This window comes from Veillonella sp. KGMB01456, from assembly GCF_023051165.1.
Classification (GTDB): Bacteria; Bacillota; Negativicutes; order Veillonellales; family Veillonellaceae; genus Veillonella_A.
In genome coordinates this window covers 12,726-28,888 of sequence record NZ_JALKIG010000004.1, presented here as the reverse complement: position 1 = coordinate 28,888, position 16,163 = coordinate 12,726, and the positions used below count along the sequence as shown (strand labels likewise).

The window sequence follows — 16,163 nt, the reverse complement described above, 5'->3', positions numbered from 1 at the left end:
ATGAACAGACATATTGAAGTATTGTCGCCGGCCGGCAATATGGATAAATTAAAAATGGCCATTCGTTATGGCGCGGATGCTGTGTATTGTGCGGGCCAATCTTTTGGTTTGCGTGCCAGCAGCTCCAACTTCAGCAATGAAGAATTAAAAGAAGCAGTGGAATTTGTTCATAGTCATGGTAAAAAAATCTATGTAACTTGTAACATTATTCCCCACAATGAAGACTTGGTAGGCCTTGAAGACTACTTGAAATTCTTGGAATCCATCAAAGTAGATGCCATTATCGTAGCCGATTTGGGTATTTTCTTATTGGCAAAACGGGTGGCTCCTAATTTGGAACGCCATGTAAGTACACAGGCCAATACGACGAACTATTTGACTACCGAGTTTTGGAAAGAACAGGGCGCTACTCGTGTTGTGGTGGCTCGTGAAGTAAGTATTGCGGACATCAAGACTATGAAAGAAGCCGCTGACATTGAAATCGAAGCGTTCGTTCACGGTGCTATGTGTATTTCGTACTCCGGTCGTTGCCTCTTGAGTAACTATTTTACAACTCGCGATGCTAACCGCGGACAGTGTACGCAGGCTTGCCGTTGGAAATACTCCTTGGTGGAAGAAAACCGTCCCGGCGAATACTATCCGATTGAAGAAGACCAGCACGGTACTTATATTTTCAACTCCAAAGACCTTTGCTTATTGAAATATATCCCTGATTTGGTAGAAGCGGGCGTTGACAGTCTTAAAATCGAAGGCCGCATGAAGAGCGTTCACTATGCGGCGACGGTAACTAAAGTATATCGTGAAGCGGTGGATAGCTACTTGGCAGATCCTGAGCACTACGAAGTGAAACCGGAATGGATTGAAGAATTGGAAAAAATCTCTCACCGTCCGTATACGGAAGGTTTCTCCGTGGAAAAACCGGATGAAACGGCTCAGAACTACGGCCAGTCCAGCAATACGCAGACTCATGACTTCATCGGTCTTGTAGAAGGCTACAATGTGGAAGAAGGTTATGCATACTTAGAACAACGCAATAACTTCAAAGTGGGCGACGAAGTGGAATTTTGCCAACCTCATGGTGAACTCGTACATCATGTGATTACGAAGATGACCGATGAAGAGGGGAACGAAATCACCGTAGCGCCGCATCCGCAGATGAAAGTGCGTCTTTATATCGATACGCCGCTGGAAGAATATGCCATGATGCGTCGTCGCTGTAAGGTGAAAGCATAATGGAAGATTCCTATGTATATTTCAAAATTTCACCGAACCACACCAATTATGTAAATCGCATTTTGGAAGGCTATGAGTATTTGGGCGTCATGACGACCGTTAATCGCGCAGAAGGTCTTTGTATGGTACGAAGCACACCTGATACGGCACCGTTGGTGCGTGAAATTTTGAGCAGTTTACCTATTGAATTAGCTTTAGTAGATGCTATTTAAGCTTACCACTACTATAAAGTTTGTAGGTTCTATCGAGTCATATGACTAAAGTTATACAGTGAAAACTATAAAAGCTCCTATGGCCAACGGCTGTAGGGGCTTTTTAGAAGTATAAGCAATCAGAAAAATTTAATGGTGTAAAATTAAATTTTTGAAAATTATTATAAATTGTACACAATTAGTATTGACATTAACCCGGATATGGTGTAAAGTTAATACATCAAATGAAACAGGTAGAGCGAAGGATATGATATTTAATCCACTGTGTTCCAGAGAGAGACGGCTAGGCTGTGACCGTCTTACACAAGATCATCTATTACCCCCTTCAAACCGATTGGCTGAACTAAGTAAGCTAATCCGCGAGTATGCGTTATCGACAATAAAGTGAGTTATCCGAGTGGATGACTAACTAGGGTGGAACCACGAGACCTTCGTCCCTTGTCGGGATAGAGGTCTCTTTTTTATTATGCGTGCAGCTGTAGCGTGTCCCGCCGGTATAGCTGATTTCTTAGGAGGAATAACCATGAGTGAAGTAAAAATTATTTTACCTGACAACAGTGAACGCGCTTATGCAGCGGGCACTACTTTAGGCGAAGCTGTTAAACAACTGTCCAATAGCTTGGCTAAAAAAGTTTTGGCAGCCGACGTAGACGGTGAATTAACCGATTTGCGTGAAGAAGTAAAGGACGGCTCCAAAGTAAGCTTCTTGACTTTTAACGAACAGGGCGGTAAAGACACTTTGCGTCACAGCGCCTCTCATATTATGGCTCAGGCTATCAAACGCCTTTGGCCGGATGCTCAATTAGCCATCGGACCGGCTATTGAAAACGGTTTCTATTACGATATCGACATGGAACATGTATTGGTTCCTGAAGATTTGGCTAAAATCGAAGCGGAAATGCATAAAATCGTAAAAGCAAACTTCCCAATCGAAAAAGAAGTTCTTTCTCGCGATGAAGCGCTTAAATTCTTTAAAGAAAAACATGAAAACTATAAAGTGGAATTGATTGAAGATTTACCGGCTGACGCTGAGATTTCCACTTACCGTCAAGGCGAATTCGTTGACCTTTGTGCCGGTCCGCACGTAGCTTCTACCGGCAAAGTAAAAGCTTTCAAATTGCAGAGCTTGGCCGGTGCTTACTGGCGCGGCGACGAAAAGAACAAAATGCTCCAACGTATTTACGGTACTGCTTTTGAAAAGAAAGAAGAACTCGACGAATACTTACATCTTCTTGAAGAAGCAGCTCGTCGCGATCACCGTAAATTGGGCAAAGAATTGGGCTTATTCGTACTCAAAGAACAGGGCCCCGGCTTCCCATTCTTCTTACCGAAAGGTATGGCTCTTCGCAACGAATTGGAAAACTTCTGGCGTGAAGTTCACCATGATTTCGACTACGAAGAAATTCGTACCCCAATCATCTTGAACCGCCAACTTTGGGAACAATCCGGTCACTGGTTCCATTATCGTGAAAACATGTACACTACTGTAATTGATGATGAAGATTATGCAATCAAACCAATGAACTGCCCGGGCAGCATCTTGGTATATCAGAACGATTTGCATTCCTACCGTGATTTCCCAATGCGTATGGCTGAACTCGGTCTCGTTCATCGTCATGAATTATCCGGTGCGTTACACGGCTTGTTCCGCGTTCGCAGCTTTACTCAGGATGATGCCCATGTATTCATGTTGCCATCTCAGATTAAAGCTGAATTAATTAAAGTTATTGAATTGTTCGACCGCATTTACAGCCAGTTCGGTTTAACTTATCGCGTAGAATTGAGTACTAAACCTGATAACGCAATGGGTGATGATGCTATTTGGGAATCTGCAACTAATGCACTTCGCGAAGCTATCGAAGAAAAACAAATCCCTTACCAGATTAACGAAGGTGACGGTGCGTTCTACGGTCCTAAATTAGACTTCCATATTCGCGACTCCATCGGTCGTACTTGGCAGTGCGGTACTATCCAGTTGGATATGAACTTGCCTGAACGTTTCCATATGGAATATGTCGGTGAAGACGGTCAGAAACATCAGCCTATCATGATTCACCGTGCTTGCTTCGGCTCCATGGAACGTTTCATCGGTATCCTCATCGAACACTATGCCGGTGCATTCCCAACTTGGTTGGCTCCGGTACAGGTTAAGATTTTACCTATCAGTGAAAAACACGTTGAATATGCTGAAAAATTACGTAAAGCCTTCAAGAAAGCTTATGTTCGTGTTGAACTTGATGATCGTAACGAAAAAATCGGTTACAAGATTCGTCAGGCTCAGATGGAAAAAGTACCTTACATGCTCGTAGTAGGGGATAAAGAAGAACAAGAAGGCACTGTAGCAGTTCGTAGCCGTGTTGAAGGTGAAAAAGGTTCCGTTAAATGGGAAGACTTCTTGGCTGATATCTTAGAAGAAGTAAAAGAACGTAAATAAGAGTTCTTTGATTAAGCGTTCCTAAAACGGCCGCACTAAAGTATGGTGCGATTTAATATTGTAGCATAACTGTGGCTAATCAAGTTTAAAATTTAAATAAAGAGCTTGCTCAACAATTAGTTAGCGATTAATAATTTCTTAGAAATGTATTCAATCGAAACCTTTTGGAGAGCAAGCTCTTTTTATATTTGTATTGCATATTTACAAATTGATTTCCTTCCGATATAATCATTTTAATAAATGATGAAACAAATGTGAACTGCATGCTGTTTTTTTAGTATGACTATATTCTTAAATCAATTAAGGAGTATTTGTATGAAACATGCTTATGTTATATTGACAGCAATGAACGAAAATAAATTGAAAGAGTATAGAATGAAGGTATTCTTACGTCTATTGCATAAGTTTATGTAGTGGACCGAGGAGGGCCTTCTTTTTTTGTTGCCCATACGATTTTTATGATTAAGAGCTTATTTGCTTTCAAATTATGGACTTAACCATAAACGCTATCGCGGCTGTGATAGCTCCATATCTATCCATAGTTAAAGAAGGAATCAATGTTGTGATTGTGAAAATTTTAATGAGCTGGGAGTAATTATGGAAAAGCTGATGTAGGTATTGCCGTAAGGAATGCAGTATTAAGGTCGATAGAGGTGAAGGTATTTATATAGATAGGGGTTAAATATGAAGCAATTCCAATTAATGAGGAGAATAACGAATAAGAGCGTGATAAGAAAAAATGAAAATAATAAAAGACTGGATTGAAAAAAATGCTCAAAAAGAGGCACCATCTATTAGAATTCTTTTTGCTTGTATCTGCTTTATAGTTGGTGGAGTCTTTTTTATAGTGTATTGCCTTATAGATATTTTATTTCGGGAAAATAGATATCCTGATAGAGATGAAATTATTGTAATTTCTGCTCTTAGTGTATCAGTAATAATTTGCTATATAGTGGTAAAAGTGCATATTCGAGTTTACAAGCAAATTGCTAATGAGACGATAGGACAATATGGACTTATAGAGTTGCCAAGATGGCGACAGTATATTGAATTTGTTCGTCGGGCTATGGATATACATCAAGAACCTCCAAATAGAGAAATGTACCCGAAGGAATATATAACTTTTATGTGGAAACGATGGCTAGCTCGCTGCATTTATGGTGTTTTTTCAGTTGGTACGATATCATTACTGGTATATCATTGGGAAGATATTGATGCAGAAATTATTAGTACAATTATTGGCTTAATTATGTGGGCTATTGCACTTAGACGGTGGTTGTAATTTACGGGCGATATAGTTTTATTGCTAGCGGCTAAAGATATACAATTATTGGTAGGTACTAATTCAGGGAAAACTGAAAAAATATTATGAAAGAGCGAAGGTTTAATATGATAAATTACCAACCTATAGACTGGGGCAATGAGTGGAAATTATTTGTCTATAATTTTAAAGTATTTTGGTCAGGGCTTAGGCGACCTTTATTAGGACAACGAATTAATAAGGATACTTATAGATTTTTAGTATTTTTTTCTTTTCTGTTATTACCATCGAGTATTATTTTTTTTATTCCCTTTACATATTTTGAAATATTAGCTAGAGGTGACAGTATTTATTGTATATATATTATACATATGATAGTTCGTGTATTTTTTCAGCCTCTACTGTTAGGTAGAAGATTACAAGATTGGGGTATACCTAAATCTATAGTCTTGCTAATTTTAAGTGGCTGTATCTGGGGAACCTATGAGATGGGATATACTATGACCTTTGATATCAATCATCCTTTTATTGATCTGTCCAGCACGAAAGAAACAATTCTTGACCTACCTCAATACGTGGATTGGATGAGTTGTTTAGTTTTAGTAGCTATTTTTATACCAGATAATAAAAAGTTCAATCGATTTGGAGACTTTCCTAAGCAAGGAGTTATATTTTTTAGGTGGCGATTCAATGAATGGAAAACGGTTATTTATATAAGTCCTTTAAAATTCATTCAAAGTGGATTACTATTTTTAAAAAAATCGTTGAATTTTAGTGGCCGCACTTCTGCTGAGGAATTAGGTGGATTTGGTGGCTTTATAATAGCAATTCAGTGGTTTGTATCTGCAATGTGGTATGGTGGACAGTATGCAAATACTAATACTTTCGTAACAGTTTGTGAATGGTTACACATAATTTTTTTTATTCCCTCGGTTAGCTTATTTACACGACGGCTACACGATTGTTACTGTAGTGCGTTTTGGATTCCCTTTATGTATATTCCCATTACCAATCTTTTTGTATATGCTGTTCTAATATTTGGGAAATCATGGAAAATAGAGGATTTTGAGCTTAACGAGAATACGCTTGTGGGAAATATGAAAAATTAGGATGGATTGTAAATTAAAAAATAGCGGCTTTATGATATTTAGACCAATTAGTCATTTCGATTCTAGTCTTGTAAAAGATATAAATACAACATCTTTTTTATCTCAAAAAATTCACTTTATTAGATAAAAGGAGTATTTTGAATGATATTTACATTTAAAGATATACTAACGCCTGATGAGATATTAAGGTTAAGGTTCCTTAATAAGAAAATTTTAGATAGAATCTATTATTTTGATTATGTAAAGATGATAAATGATGACAGAGTTTTTGCAAGATCTTTATTTTTAGAATGTGATAAAAATATAATTATTATAGGAGCAGAGGAAAGTTGGAGAGCCGACGGTGAGGATTTTCAACGATTAAGAGTTGATAATATTAGTGATATTGATAATGTAAAAGAATATGTAAAAACTTTTTTTCCGAATACCGTTTCTAGAAAAAAAGAATTAGCTTTAAAATGTATAGAAATGGAAGTTAGAATTGATCGTGTTATTTGGAATAGAGAGCACTTCAAATATAGAAATCAAGATAATTATTGGAAAAGAGAATGGGATAATATGATTGTACTTTTTCTTGAGAATAATAAACAAATAATATTAGAATGTGTAACTGATTGTTTAGCGCCATGCATAGTTCTTTACAATTATTCCGATTTAAATTCTTACTTAAAAAAATATAATGAGCTGGATAGGCTAATCGGTAATTGGAATCCGGAAGATACTTATACTGCTGATATATTAGAATATAATCGATGTTTGTTAGAATAATGTGGTCTTAAATAGTAATATGAACCGGAATCTTTATGGGATACAAATAGATACTATAATTTATTAGGAGGTAAGCATGAGGAAAACTTTTTTAATAATAGTATCTATATTAGGGTTATGTATAGCTACTCTTATTTTTGTATATTCAATAGTTTGGCTAGCATTTGATGAATTTTTTGAAAGACCTGACAATATTAGATATACTGCAGTGGCATCACAAACTTCATGTATATTGTATTTTTCATAATTCTCTATAGAAATGAAAGTTTTTTATTGATATAATATGAAAATATAAAATTTATAGGTAGAGGAGTGAGTCACTTGGAGAAAGAGCAAACCCTCAATAGGGGGCTTAAGAACCGCCATGTGCAGTTAATTGCCATCGGAGGTGCTATCGGGACGGGCCTGTTTTTAGGATCGGGTCATTCCATAGCCTTGACGGGGCCGGCTATTTTATTTGCCTACATCATTACCGGTATCATTTGTTTTTTGATGATGCGAGCCCTTGGAGAGTTACTCTTATCAAACACGGAGTATCATACTTTTATTGAATTCGTGCAAGACTATATGGGTGAAAAAACCGCCTTTGTTACCGGTTGGACGTATTGGTTCTGTTGGATCTCCGTAGCCATGGCCGATATTACGGCCGTAGGGATTTACGTTAAGTATTGGTTTCCGTCCATTGAAGCATGGATACCAAGTCTCGTAACGCTGATTATTTTACTGCTTATGAATCTTGTGACGGTAAAATTATTCGGTGAAATGGAGTTCTGGTTTGCCTGTATTAAAGTAGTAGCTATTATAGCGCTGATTGTGCTGGGGCTGTATTTTATTCTTACGGGTCAGCCTACTTCAGCCGGTGTTGCCAGCTTCAGTAATTTATGGAGTCACGGAGGCTGGTTTCCGAAAGGGATGGACGGGTTTATCCAATCCTTCCAAATGGTTGTGTTTGCCTTTGCCGGTATTGAGCTCGTAGGTCTAACGGCCGGTGAAACGGAAAATCCGGAGAAGGTTATTCCGAAATCTATTAACAGCATTCCGGTGCGCATCATTTTATTCTATGTAGGTGCGCTCGGTGTTATTATGAGTATTTTCCCGTGGGATTCCGTAAATCCCGATCGCAGCCCGTTTGTTGAGGTTTTCCTGGCCGTCGGTATCGTCGGGGCTGCATCCATGGTTAACTTTGTAGTACTCACATCGGCAGCATCGGCCTGCAATAGTGGCGTGTTCAGTACGAGTCGCTTGCTCTATTCGTTGGCCAAACGCAATCATGCACCGGGGATTCTTGAAATTTTGACGAGTAAACAGGTGCCGGCTAACGCTTTGTTTTTATCGGTACTCGTAATTTGCCTCGTTGTGGCCTTGCAATATGTGGTGGCGGAAGGGGTATTCGTTATTATTTCCAGTGTGTCCACGTTCTGTTTCCTCTATATTTGGGGGATTATCACTATTTGTCACATGAAGTTTATTCGCAAGCGTCCTGATTTGGCGGCGAAAAGCGTATTTAAAATGCCGTTATTCCCATTCTTGAACTACTTGGTATTGGCGTTCTTTGCCTTCGTTATTGTTACCTTGGCCTTTAATCCGGCCACGAGAGTTGCACTCTTTGTAACGCCGGTATGGTTCATCATGTTGCTTTTGATTTATCAGTTGAAAAAGGAAATTGCATAATATCTGAGCAAAGATGAATTGCGAAAACGAACTGGTGATATATAGCAGAGAAAATATAATCCGGAAAATATAATACGTTAAGATACTCTATAGGGGTATAAAAAAGAGTTCATTAGGTCATATGACCCGATGAACTCTTTAGGTTGCTTGCGTTATGCTGTTAGTTGCTTTTTAGAATTATAAAGCTTTGTCAAAAACAGCTTTAATTAAGCGTTTAGTTTCGTCGTAAGATTCGCCCGGTTGAGCTTCATACTGTTTATCCAAGTCGAACCAAAGATTTGGATAGTATTCGTACGGATGAGTTTTGAATAATTCGTGAGCATCCTGATCTTCTACCCAATTAATTTTAATATCTTTGTATTGTGGATTTTCAGCTTTTAATTCGTCGATGGCTTTGAATGCGTTTTTGCAATAAGGGCAACCATTTAAATGGAATCCTAAAATTTCTTTCATAGTTATCTGTCCTTTTCGTATTAATAATAGAAACAAAAAAGGGAGTGGTTATCGTACCACTACCCTTAGTGTATCACAAAATCATACAATATTCAATTTTATAAATATAGAAATATCAAGAATTATAGGATTTACAATTACATAATCTCTTGATAGAAATCTATAATTACATTATCCCTAAATAGTATCTTTTAATAGAGTCCTACGATTACATCGTTCCTTGGTAGAATTCCAAGAATTGCTTGCTTACCAAAGAAGGCGTATGGCCTTTGACTACGATAAAGCTCTTGTGAAAACCGGTGGACAACTCGGGTAACCGAATGCGCGACATTTTGCGACCATGTACTTTTTCTTGTGAATCCATGGGAATAATGGCGACCGATCGGCCAAGCTGCGCCCATTCGATGGCGGAGCTCTTGGTAGTCGTTACAGAGACAACGTTTAAGTTGTTAAAGAGGCGACTCGCACTTTGCATAAGCATGCGCACCGATCCGCCGGATAGGCTGAGGGGGCAACGGGCGATTTCCTCCCACGTGAGGCTGTCTTTTTCCTGACTGCTCCAGAATACGTCATTCCGAAATACGGCATAGAGTGACTCCGGCTGGGTAAAAAGAATATCGAAGCGGCTGGTGTCCACCATTTGGGAATTGCAAAGACCGATTTCGGTGCGTCCGTTTAATAATGATTCCGTAACATCGCTCATGAGACCTTCGTAAATTTCGTAGTGCACGGAAGGATATTTTTGTGAAAAAGCATGTAAATATTGCTGTATCAGCCCCGTTGAGCGCGAGGCGGATGAGCTGATGCGGAGTGTCCCTTCCACCGCAGAGTTTAAGCGTTTTACATCTTCGTAGGTCGCCTCTTCAATCGCACATAATTGTTGGGCTTTTTCATAGAAAATGCGACCTGCTTCGGTGAGACGAAAATTACCCCCTCGTTGACCGCGTTTTATATGCAGGAGGGGCGTACCGAATTCGGCTTCCAAATATTTAAGCTGTTTGCTCAGGGCCGGTTGTGTGATGTGTAAGATGTTGGCTGCCTGAGTCATATTGCCTGTTTGTACCAAGATAATGAAGTTGTAATAATATGATGTGTCCATGAGAATCCTCCCTTTGTTTTAGTCGGATTGTCATGACATGTAGTTTTGGGCGTACTACTTTACTATATGTTTACTTTATATTGTACTATGGTACGAGAGTTTTGTCAGTACCCCATGGGGTATAAACGAATCGCAGATTAATCGTTGTAGGGGAGGGCTACCATTTTTTCTTCCAACGGCTCCCACGTCTGTTGACCGTTAGTTAGGTTAGTCATGGTAGTTGCCAACGTATTTATATCAGCCGGATCCACATAGATTAAAAGGCGTACCTGTTCGGCAAATTCTGACTCGTAGTGATAGCCCTGCTCTTGTAAAAACCGTTCGATAGCGCCGTAATAGCTGTAATCGATGGTAAGGGCTACAATTTGGCGCGGTGCGTAGAGTGTTTTCGGTGCATCGTGAATGACTTCCGCCGCACTGTGGGAATAGGCTCTGATGAGTCCGCCGGCGCCCAGTTTGATACCGCCGAAATAGCGGGTGACTACAATTAAGGTATTGGTGATGCCCGTCTTTTTCAAAACTTCCAGCATCGGTTTACCCGCCGTGCCGGACGGTTCACCATTATCTGAGGAGCGTTGTTGTTCTTGGCCGGGGCCTAAGGCGTAAGCCGTACAATTATGCGTGGCGTCCCAAAACTCCTTGTTGATGCGGGCGATACCGGCCTGCGCTTCTTCTTCCGTTTCGCAGGGAATCGCGGTGGCGATAAAGCGGGATTTTTCTACAATATATTCAATACGATGCTCTTTGGCAACCGTAATATAGGATTTCATATATACCCCCCTGTAAAAATGTTTTTAATTTTGGATGATAGTATTTATCAAATCGGAAATTTTAAATGCGAATAATGGCCTAAAGACCATGTATAAAGCTAAGTATAGCTACTGTGTTTTATGTATTTTATGATACGTAATTTTTTACAATTGCACAATACCCCCTTGTTGACCTTTTGGGGGTGAAGGTATAACATAATATACAGATGAGATACCCCATAGGGGTATCGAGAAGGAGATGAAAATCCCCGATGCTTTTCGTTTTTACAGCAGTTTTAAGCTGTTGTTAAGATAGAGTAAGGAGGAAGTAAGATGCTTACAGATATGGAAACAGAGAAATTAACTCGTCGCCTGCGCCGTATCAAAGGTCAGGTAGAAGGCATCGAAAAGATGATTGACGATCATCGTTATTGTGTAGAAGTGTTACAGCAAATAGGTGCCGTAAGAGCGGCTTTATATCAAGTTGGCCTTCTAATGTTAGAAAGTCATTCTCGCTCATGCGTAGTGGATGCCATTAAAAGCGGCAAGGAAGATGATGCCATTACGGAATTGATGGGTGTTTATAAATCACTCCATAAGTAATAAATTCATTAATTGACACTAAGTTGTGTATCATTTATTGAAATAAACAATGCGTTATGATTCGTTTGAATTAGCGAAATTAATTGCAATACAGTAGAGTTAAAAGGATGTGTTATATATGAGTCAAAAAAGTAATGAATTCGACATCACCGGCATGCACTGTGCCGCCTGTGTCGGTCGTGTTGAAAAAGTCGTCAGTCGCATGGATGGCGTAGCTGATGTAAAGGTTAACCTCTTAACCCGTAAAGGCAGTGTTACCTATACGGATGACAGCAAGGTAACCCCTGATGACGTAATTAAAGCTATTACGGGTATCGGTTTTGGTGCTACCCTCGCTGAAGAAGGGGTTCAGAAACTTGAAAAAGTTAATTACAAAGCTCAATTATATCGTATGATTATTGCTGCCGTTATGGCTATTCCGATGATGGTCAGCATGATGGGTAACCATTTATTCGGCTGGCCTATGTTGCCTCATTGGGTAGAATTGGTATTGGCTACGGTTGCTCAGTTCGGTCCGGGCCTCGTGTTCTACCAAGGTGCTTGGAGCGCTATTAAGAGCGGTTCCTTGACCATGGATGTATTGGTTGCGTTAGGTACTTCGGTAGCTTACTTATTTAGTATTTACAATATGTATGTAGGCAGCCACGACATGTATTTTGAAACGTCCGCATGGCTCATTACCTTCATCTTATTAGGTAAGGTCCTTGAAGAAGTAGCCAAAGGTCGTACGTCCGAAGCGCTTGAAAAATTGATGGGCTTAACACCAAGTATTTCTCACGTGCAGCGTGACGGTCAGTGGGTAGATATTCCAACTGCCGAAGTTCAGGTTGGCGATATTCTTCAAGTTCGTGCCGGTGAAAAAGTTCCGGTTGACGGTGTTGTGATTGAAGGTCAATCGGCGGTTAACGAATCCATGTTGACCGGGGAAAGTTTGCCGGTTGAAAAATCCGTAGACAGCAAGGTTATCGGTGCTACCGTTAACGAAACCGGTGTTTTCACCATGCGCGCCGAAAAAATCGGTTCCGACACTATGTTGTCGCAGATTATTAAAGTTGTAGAAGCTGCGCAAACCTCCAAAGCGTCCATTCAGCGTGTAGCCGATGTGGTTGCTGCTTATTTCGTACCGACCGTTATTGCCCTAGCCGTATTAACATCTCTCGTATGGTATTTCGGTTTTGATTCAACTTGGGGCGTAGCTCTCATGCACGGTACGGCCGTATTGGTTATCGCCTGTCCTTGTGCCTTAGGTTTAGCGACCCCAACCTCTATCATGGTAGGCTCCGGTTTGGGTGCTGAACACGGTATTTTGATTAAGAGTGCCGAATTCCTTGAACGAGCCGGCAAATTAAATGCCATCGTATTGGATAAAACCGGTACTATCACTAAAGGTACCTTGATGGTAAGTAAAACTGTTAACTTCGCCGGTGATGAAAAAGTAAACACCGGTATTATGACCGCTATCGAAAGTTTGACAACTCACCCAATCGCCAAAGCTATGGCAGCGTATGGTACTACTGAATTGGGTAACGGTGTATTACCGAATGTTACCGGTTTTAAAGAAGTGCCCGGTCATGGTCTTGAAGCTGTCGTAGCTAATCAGATGGTTCAATTAGGTCACAGCCGCTGGATGCAGTCCTTAGGGTATATGAATGAAACGATTGAAAAAGCCGTTCTCGCCGAAGAAGAACGAGGCGCTTCCGTATCGCTCTTAGCCGTTGGCGGTGAAATCAGAGCTTTATGGGCTGTAGAAGATGAAGTTCGTCCGGAAGTACCGGAAGTGATTAAGACATTACAGAACCGCGGCATTGAAGTTTGGATGCTTACCGGTGATAATCGTCGTACCGCTCAATACATAGCCGACAAAGTGGGGATTACCCATGTTATGGCGGAAGTGTTGCCTCAGGATAAAGCCGGTAAGATTGATGAATTGCGTAAATCCGGTAAAGTTGTGGGCATGGTTGGTGACGGTATCAATGACGCACCGGCCTTGACTTTGGCTGATATCGGTTTTGCCATCGGTAACGGTACGGATATTGCCGTTGAAGCGGCCGACATCGTACTTGTTCGTAATGATTTGAACACCTTGGTTCAGGCCGTAACCTTAAGCCGTAAGACAATGACGAATATTCGTCAGAACCTCTTCTGGGCGCTTATTTTTAACAGTCTAGGTATTCCATTGGCTGCCATCGGTATGTTAACACCAATCGTAGCCGGTACGGCCATGGCTTTCAGTTCCGTTACGGTTGTTACGAATGCGCTTCGCTTGAAACGAGCTAAACTTGACTGATAATCGGTAGCACTGATTTAGGCGGTTCAAAGTAAGGCGCAGTAAAAAGCAAAATTAAATAAGACAAGTTAAAGTGAATTCCGTAAATCGAGGTTAATCTTAATTAACCTCGATTTTTCATTATTGGTTAACTTTGTATTTTTGTATTCAGTTAACATAAAAGAAGATAACAAGTCTGAAACAACGGCATTTATCAATATAGATTAAGGTTCTACTTAATTAAAGACTTTATTACTTTTCGTAATAACAGATATAAAAAGAGGCAATTTTACTAAATGGAGAGGGAGGTATATACTATCTGTAGAGAACGAAGCTGGGGGACTGAAGCGAGCAGTTTTTCAGTCGATTTTCTAATCTCCGTATTAGCGAGCGCTGCAAACTGTACGCTAATAGAGATAAAAATTCAATATTCACTACCGAGAAAGAAAAGCACCACGATGAAGCGAGCATCGTGGTGTTTTTCTGTTTATTTCACTTGTTAAGGAAAAAACCTTGACAGGGCATATTAACTCTGTTAGAATAACGTGTAAAGTTTTTTAGCTTGACACCGTGAAGGAGTGAGTTGACATGGAAGAAAGAGTTTTGATTAGCTTGCTGTTAGACTTCTATGGCGCTCTTTTGACGGAGCGTCAGCGCCAATGTTTGGTTCTGCATCATGAAGATGACATGTCTTTGGCGGAGATTGCCGAGGAAATGGGCGTATCGCGCCAGGCTGTATATGACAATATGCAAAGGGCCAGACAATTATTGGAAATGTATGAAAGCAAGTTGCACTTGGTGGCTCAGTATGAAGAGCGAGAACGTTTGATGAGCGCCATGCGTAGTGAATTAGACAGATTGAAAGCAAGTGTGGGCCGGGATGAGTTCCGCACTTCCACCAATATATTATATCAATTAGTTGCACAGATGGAGGGGTAGGATGGCTTTTGAGAATTTAACCCAAAAACTGGAAGAGGCTTTGAAATCCCTAAAAGGTAAAGGCAAAATTGAAGAAGATGATCTGAAGCAAGCCCTGCGTCAAGTGCGCTTAGCCATGATTGAAGCGGACGTAAACTTAGGCGTTGTTAAAGATTTTATCAATAACATTAAAGAAAAAGCCATCGGCCAGGAAATCTACGGGAACTTGAATCCGGTACAGACGGTTATTAAAATCGTTAAAGACGAATTAACCGACCTGTTGGGTGGCGTACAGAGTGGGATTACCATTTCCTCCAAACCGCCGACAGTAATTATGCTGGTTGGTTTGCAAGGGGCCGGTAAAACGACAACGGCCGGTAAATTAGCCGTTTACTTACGTAAGAAAGGTAAGCATCCAATGTTGGTAGCTGCCGACGTATATCGTCCGGCCGCTATTAAGCAGTTGCAGGTGGTTGGTAAACAGATAGATATTCCCGTGTTTGCCGATGAAACGCCGGGTGCCAATCCTGTAAATATTGCTCGTGACGCCATCGCGGCGAGCACATCCATGCTTAAAGATGTAGTAATCATCGATACGGCCGGTCGTTTGGCCATTGACGAAGTCCTCATGACGGAATTAGTCAACATCAAACAGTCCGTACGACCTCATGAAATTCTCCTCGTTGTGGATGCCATGATCGGTCAGGATGCGGTACAGACGGCGAAGACGTTTAACGAGCGCCTCGGTATCGATGGCGTAGTTATGACTAAGCTTGATGGTGACGCCAAAGGCGGGGCCGCCTTATCCATTAAATCCGTAACCGGTCGCCCTATTAAATTTATGGGTACCAGTGAAAAGATGGATGGTCTCGAAGAATTCAGGCCGGAAGGCATGGCTTCTCGAATCCTCGACCTCGGTGACTTGGGGGCTTTGATTGATAGAACCAAGGAACTGGTAAATGAGGAAGAAGCGAAAGAATTGGCCGATAAAATGCGGCGTAACGAATTCACGCTTGATGATTTCTTGAAGCAAATGAACCAAGTTCGCAAAATGGGTAAATTCCAAGATTTATTGGGATTGATTCCCGGCATGGGCAAAGTTAAAGATCAATTAAAAGATATAGATTTAGATAGTAAAGAAATTCGTCGTATTGAAGCGATTATCCAATCGATGACGCCTCAAGAAAAGACGAATCCTAAAATATTGAACGGCTCTCGCCGTAAACGCATCGCTATGGGCTCCGGCACTCGTGTGCAGGATGTAAACCGTTTAATCAAGCAGTTTGAAGAAGCTCAGAAGATGATGAAAAAAATGGGATCTATGCGTAAAGGTAAAAAAGGTATGTTACCTAAACTGCCAAACTTACCGTTTATGGGTTGATCATAG

At 40.6% G+C, this 16,163-nt stretch carries 14 protein-coding genes; 11 read left to right on the top strand and 3 right to left on the bottom strand.

Going from position 1 to position 16,163, the window contains the following annotated elements; genetic code table 11:
• From MXE28_RS01845 to MXE28_RS01815, 7 genes are all read left to right on the top strand, one after another.
• The gene (locus MXE28_RS01845) at positions 1–1,233 is read left to right on the top strand and encodes a U32 family peptidase (RefSeq protein WP_021840915.1); all 1,233 of its coding nucleotides are present in this window, start codon (positions 1–3) and stop codon (positions 1,231–1,233) included.
• Positions 1,233–1,445 carry a DUF4911 domain-containing protein gene (locus tag MXE28_RS01840; RefSeq protein WP_021840916.1) on the top strand — a complete coding sequence of 71 codons (213 nt, stop codon included), beginning with the start codon at positions 1,233–1,235 and terminating at the stop codon, positions 1,443–1,445. Before MXE28_RS01845 ends, MXE28_RS01840 begins: the two co-directional genes overlap by 1 nt.
• 523 nt (positions 1,446–1,968) lie before the next feature.
• Positions 1,969–3,879: a threonine--tRNA ligase gene (gene thrS / locus MXE28_RS01835; protein ID WP_021840917.1), complete on the top strand. Its 1,911-nt coding sequence runs from the start codon at positions 1,969–1,971 to the stop codon at positions 3,877–3,879.
• Between the two features lie 739 nt (positions 3,880–4,618).
• Positions 4,619–5,161, top strand: a complete 543-nt coding sequence (locus tag MXE28_RS01830; protein ID WP_021840919.1) for a hypothetical protein — start codon at positions 4,619–4,621, stop codon at positions 5,159–5,161.
• A gap of 107 nt (positions 5,162–5,268) precedes the next feature.
• Entirely contained in the window at positions 5,269–6,249 is a 981-nt protein-coding gene (locus tag MXE28_RS01825) for a DUF805 domain-containing protein (protein ID WP_021840920.1), read from the top strand.
• Between the two features lie 141 nt (positions 6,250–6,390).
• Positions 6,391–7,017 carry a hypothetical protein gene (locus tag MXE28_RS01820; protein ID WP_021840921.1) on the top strand — a complete coding sequence of 209 codons (627 nt, stop codon included), beginning with the start codon at positions 6,391–6,393 and terminating at the stop codon, positions 7,015–7,017.
• Between the two features lie 321 nt (positions 7,018–7,338).
• Positions 7,339–8,688 (top strand): amino acid permease, encoded by a 1,350-nt coding sequence (locus tag MXE28_RS01815; protein ID WP_021840922.1) that lies wholly within the window; start codon positions 7,339–7,341, stop codon positions 8,686–8,688.
• Between the two features lie 177 nt (positions 8,689–8,865).
• On the opposite strand, the gene MXE28_RS01810 is transcribed toward MXE28_RS01815, so the two are convergent.
• The 3 genes from MXE28_RS01810 to MXE28_RS01800 form a co-directional block, all read right to left on the bottom strand.
• On the bottom strand, positions 8,866–9,141 hold the full coding sequence (locus tag MXE28_RS01810) for a thioredoxin (protein ID WP_021840923.1): 276 nt from the start codon (positions 9,139–9,141) through the stop codon (positions 8,866–8,868).
• 208 nt (positions 9,142–9,349) lie between these two features.
• Positions 9,350–10,240: a LysR family transcriptional regulator gene (locus MXE28_RS01805; RefSeq protein ID WP_247239745.1), complete on the bottom strand. Its 891-nt coding sequence runs from the start codon at positions 10,238–10,240 to the stop codon at positions 9,350–9,352.
• 137 nt (positions 10,241–10,377) lie between these two features.
• A complete protein-coding gene (locus MXE28_RS01800; protein WP_021840925.1) occupies positions 10,378–11,010 on the bottom strand; it encodes a YigZ family protein in 633 nt (210 codons plus the stop codon).
• A gap of 312 nt (positions 11,011–11,322) precedes the next feature.
• Here MXE28_RS01800 and MXE28_RS01795 point away from each other — a divergent pair, with 312 nt between their 5' ends.
• The 4 genes from MXE28_RS01795 (at position 11,323) to ffh (ending at position 16,157) form a co-directional block, all read left to right on the top strand.
• On the top strand, positions 11,323–11,592 hold the full coding sequence (locus tag MXE28_RS01795) for a metal-sensitive transcriptional regulator (RefSeq protein ID WP_021840926.1): 270 nt from the start codon (positions 11,323–11,325) through the stop codon (positions 11,590–11,592).
• A gap of 118 nt (positions 11,593–11,710) precedes the next feature.
• Positions 11,711–13,879 (top strand): heavy metal translocating P-type ATPase, encoded by a 2,169-nt coding sequence (locus tag MXE28_RS01790; protein ID WP_247239744.1) that lies wholly within the window; start codon positions 11,711–11,713, stop codon positions 13,877–13,879.
• A gap of 567 nt (positions 13,880–14,446) precedes the next feature.
• Positions 14,447–14,797, top strand: coding sequence for a putative DNA-binding protein (locus MXE28_RS01785; protein WP_021840928.1), 351 nt, complete (start codon positions 14,447–14,449; stop codon positions 14,795–14,797).
• 1 nt (position 14,798) lies between these two features.
• Positions 14,799–16,157: a signal recognition particle protein gene (gene ffh / locus MXE28_RS01780; protein WP_021840929.1), complete on the top strand. Its 1,359-nt coding sequence runs from the start codon at positions 14,799–14,801 to the stop codon at positions 16,155–16,157.
• Positions 16,158–16,163: the final 6 nt, after the last annotated feature.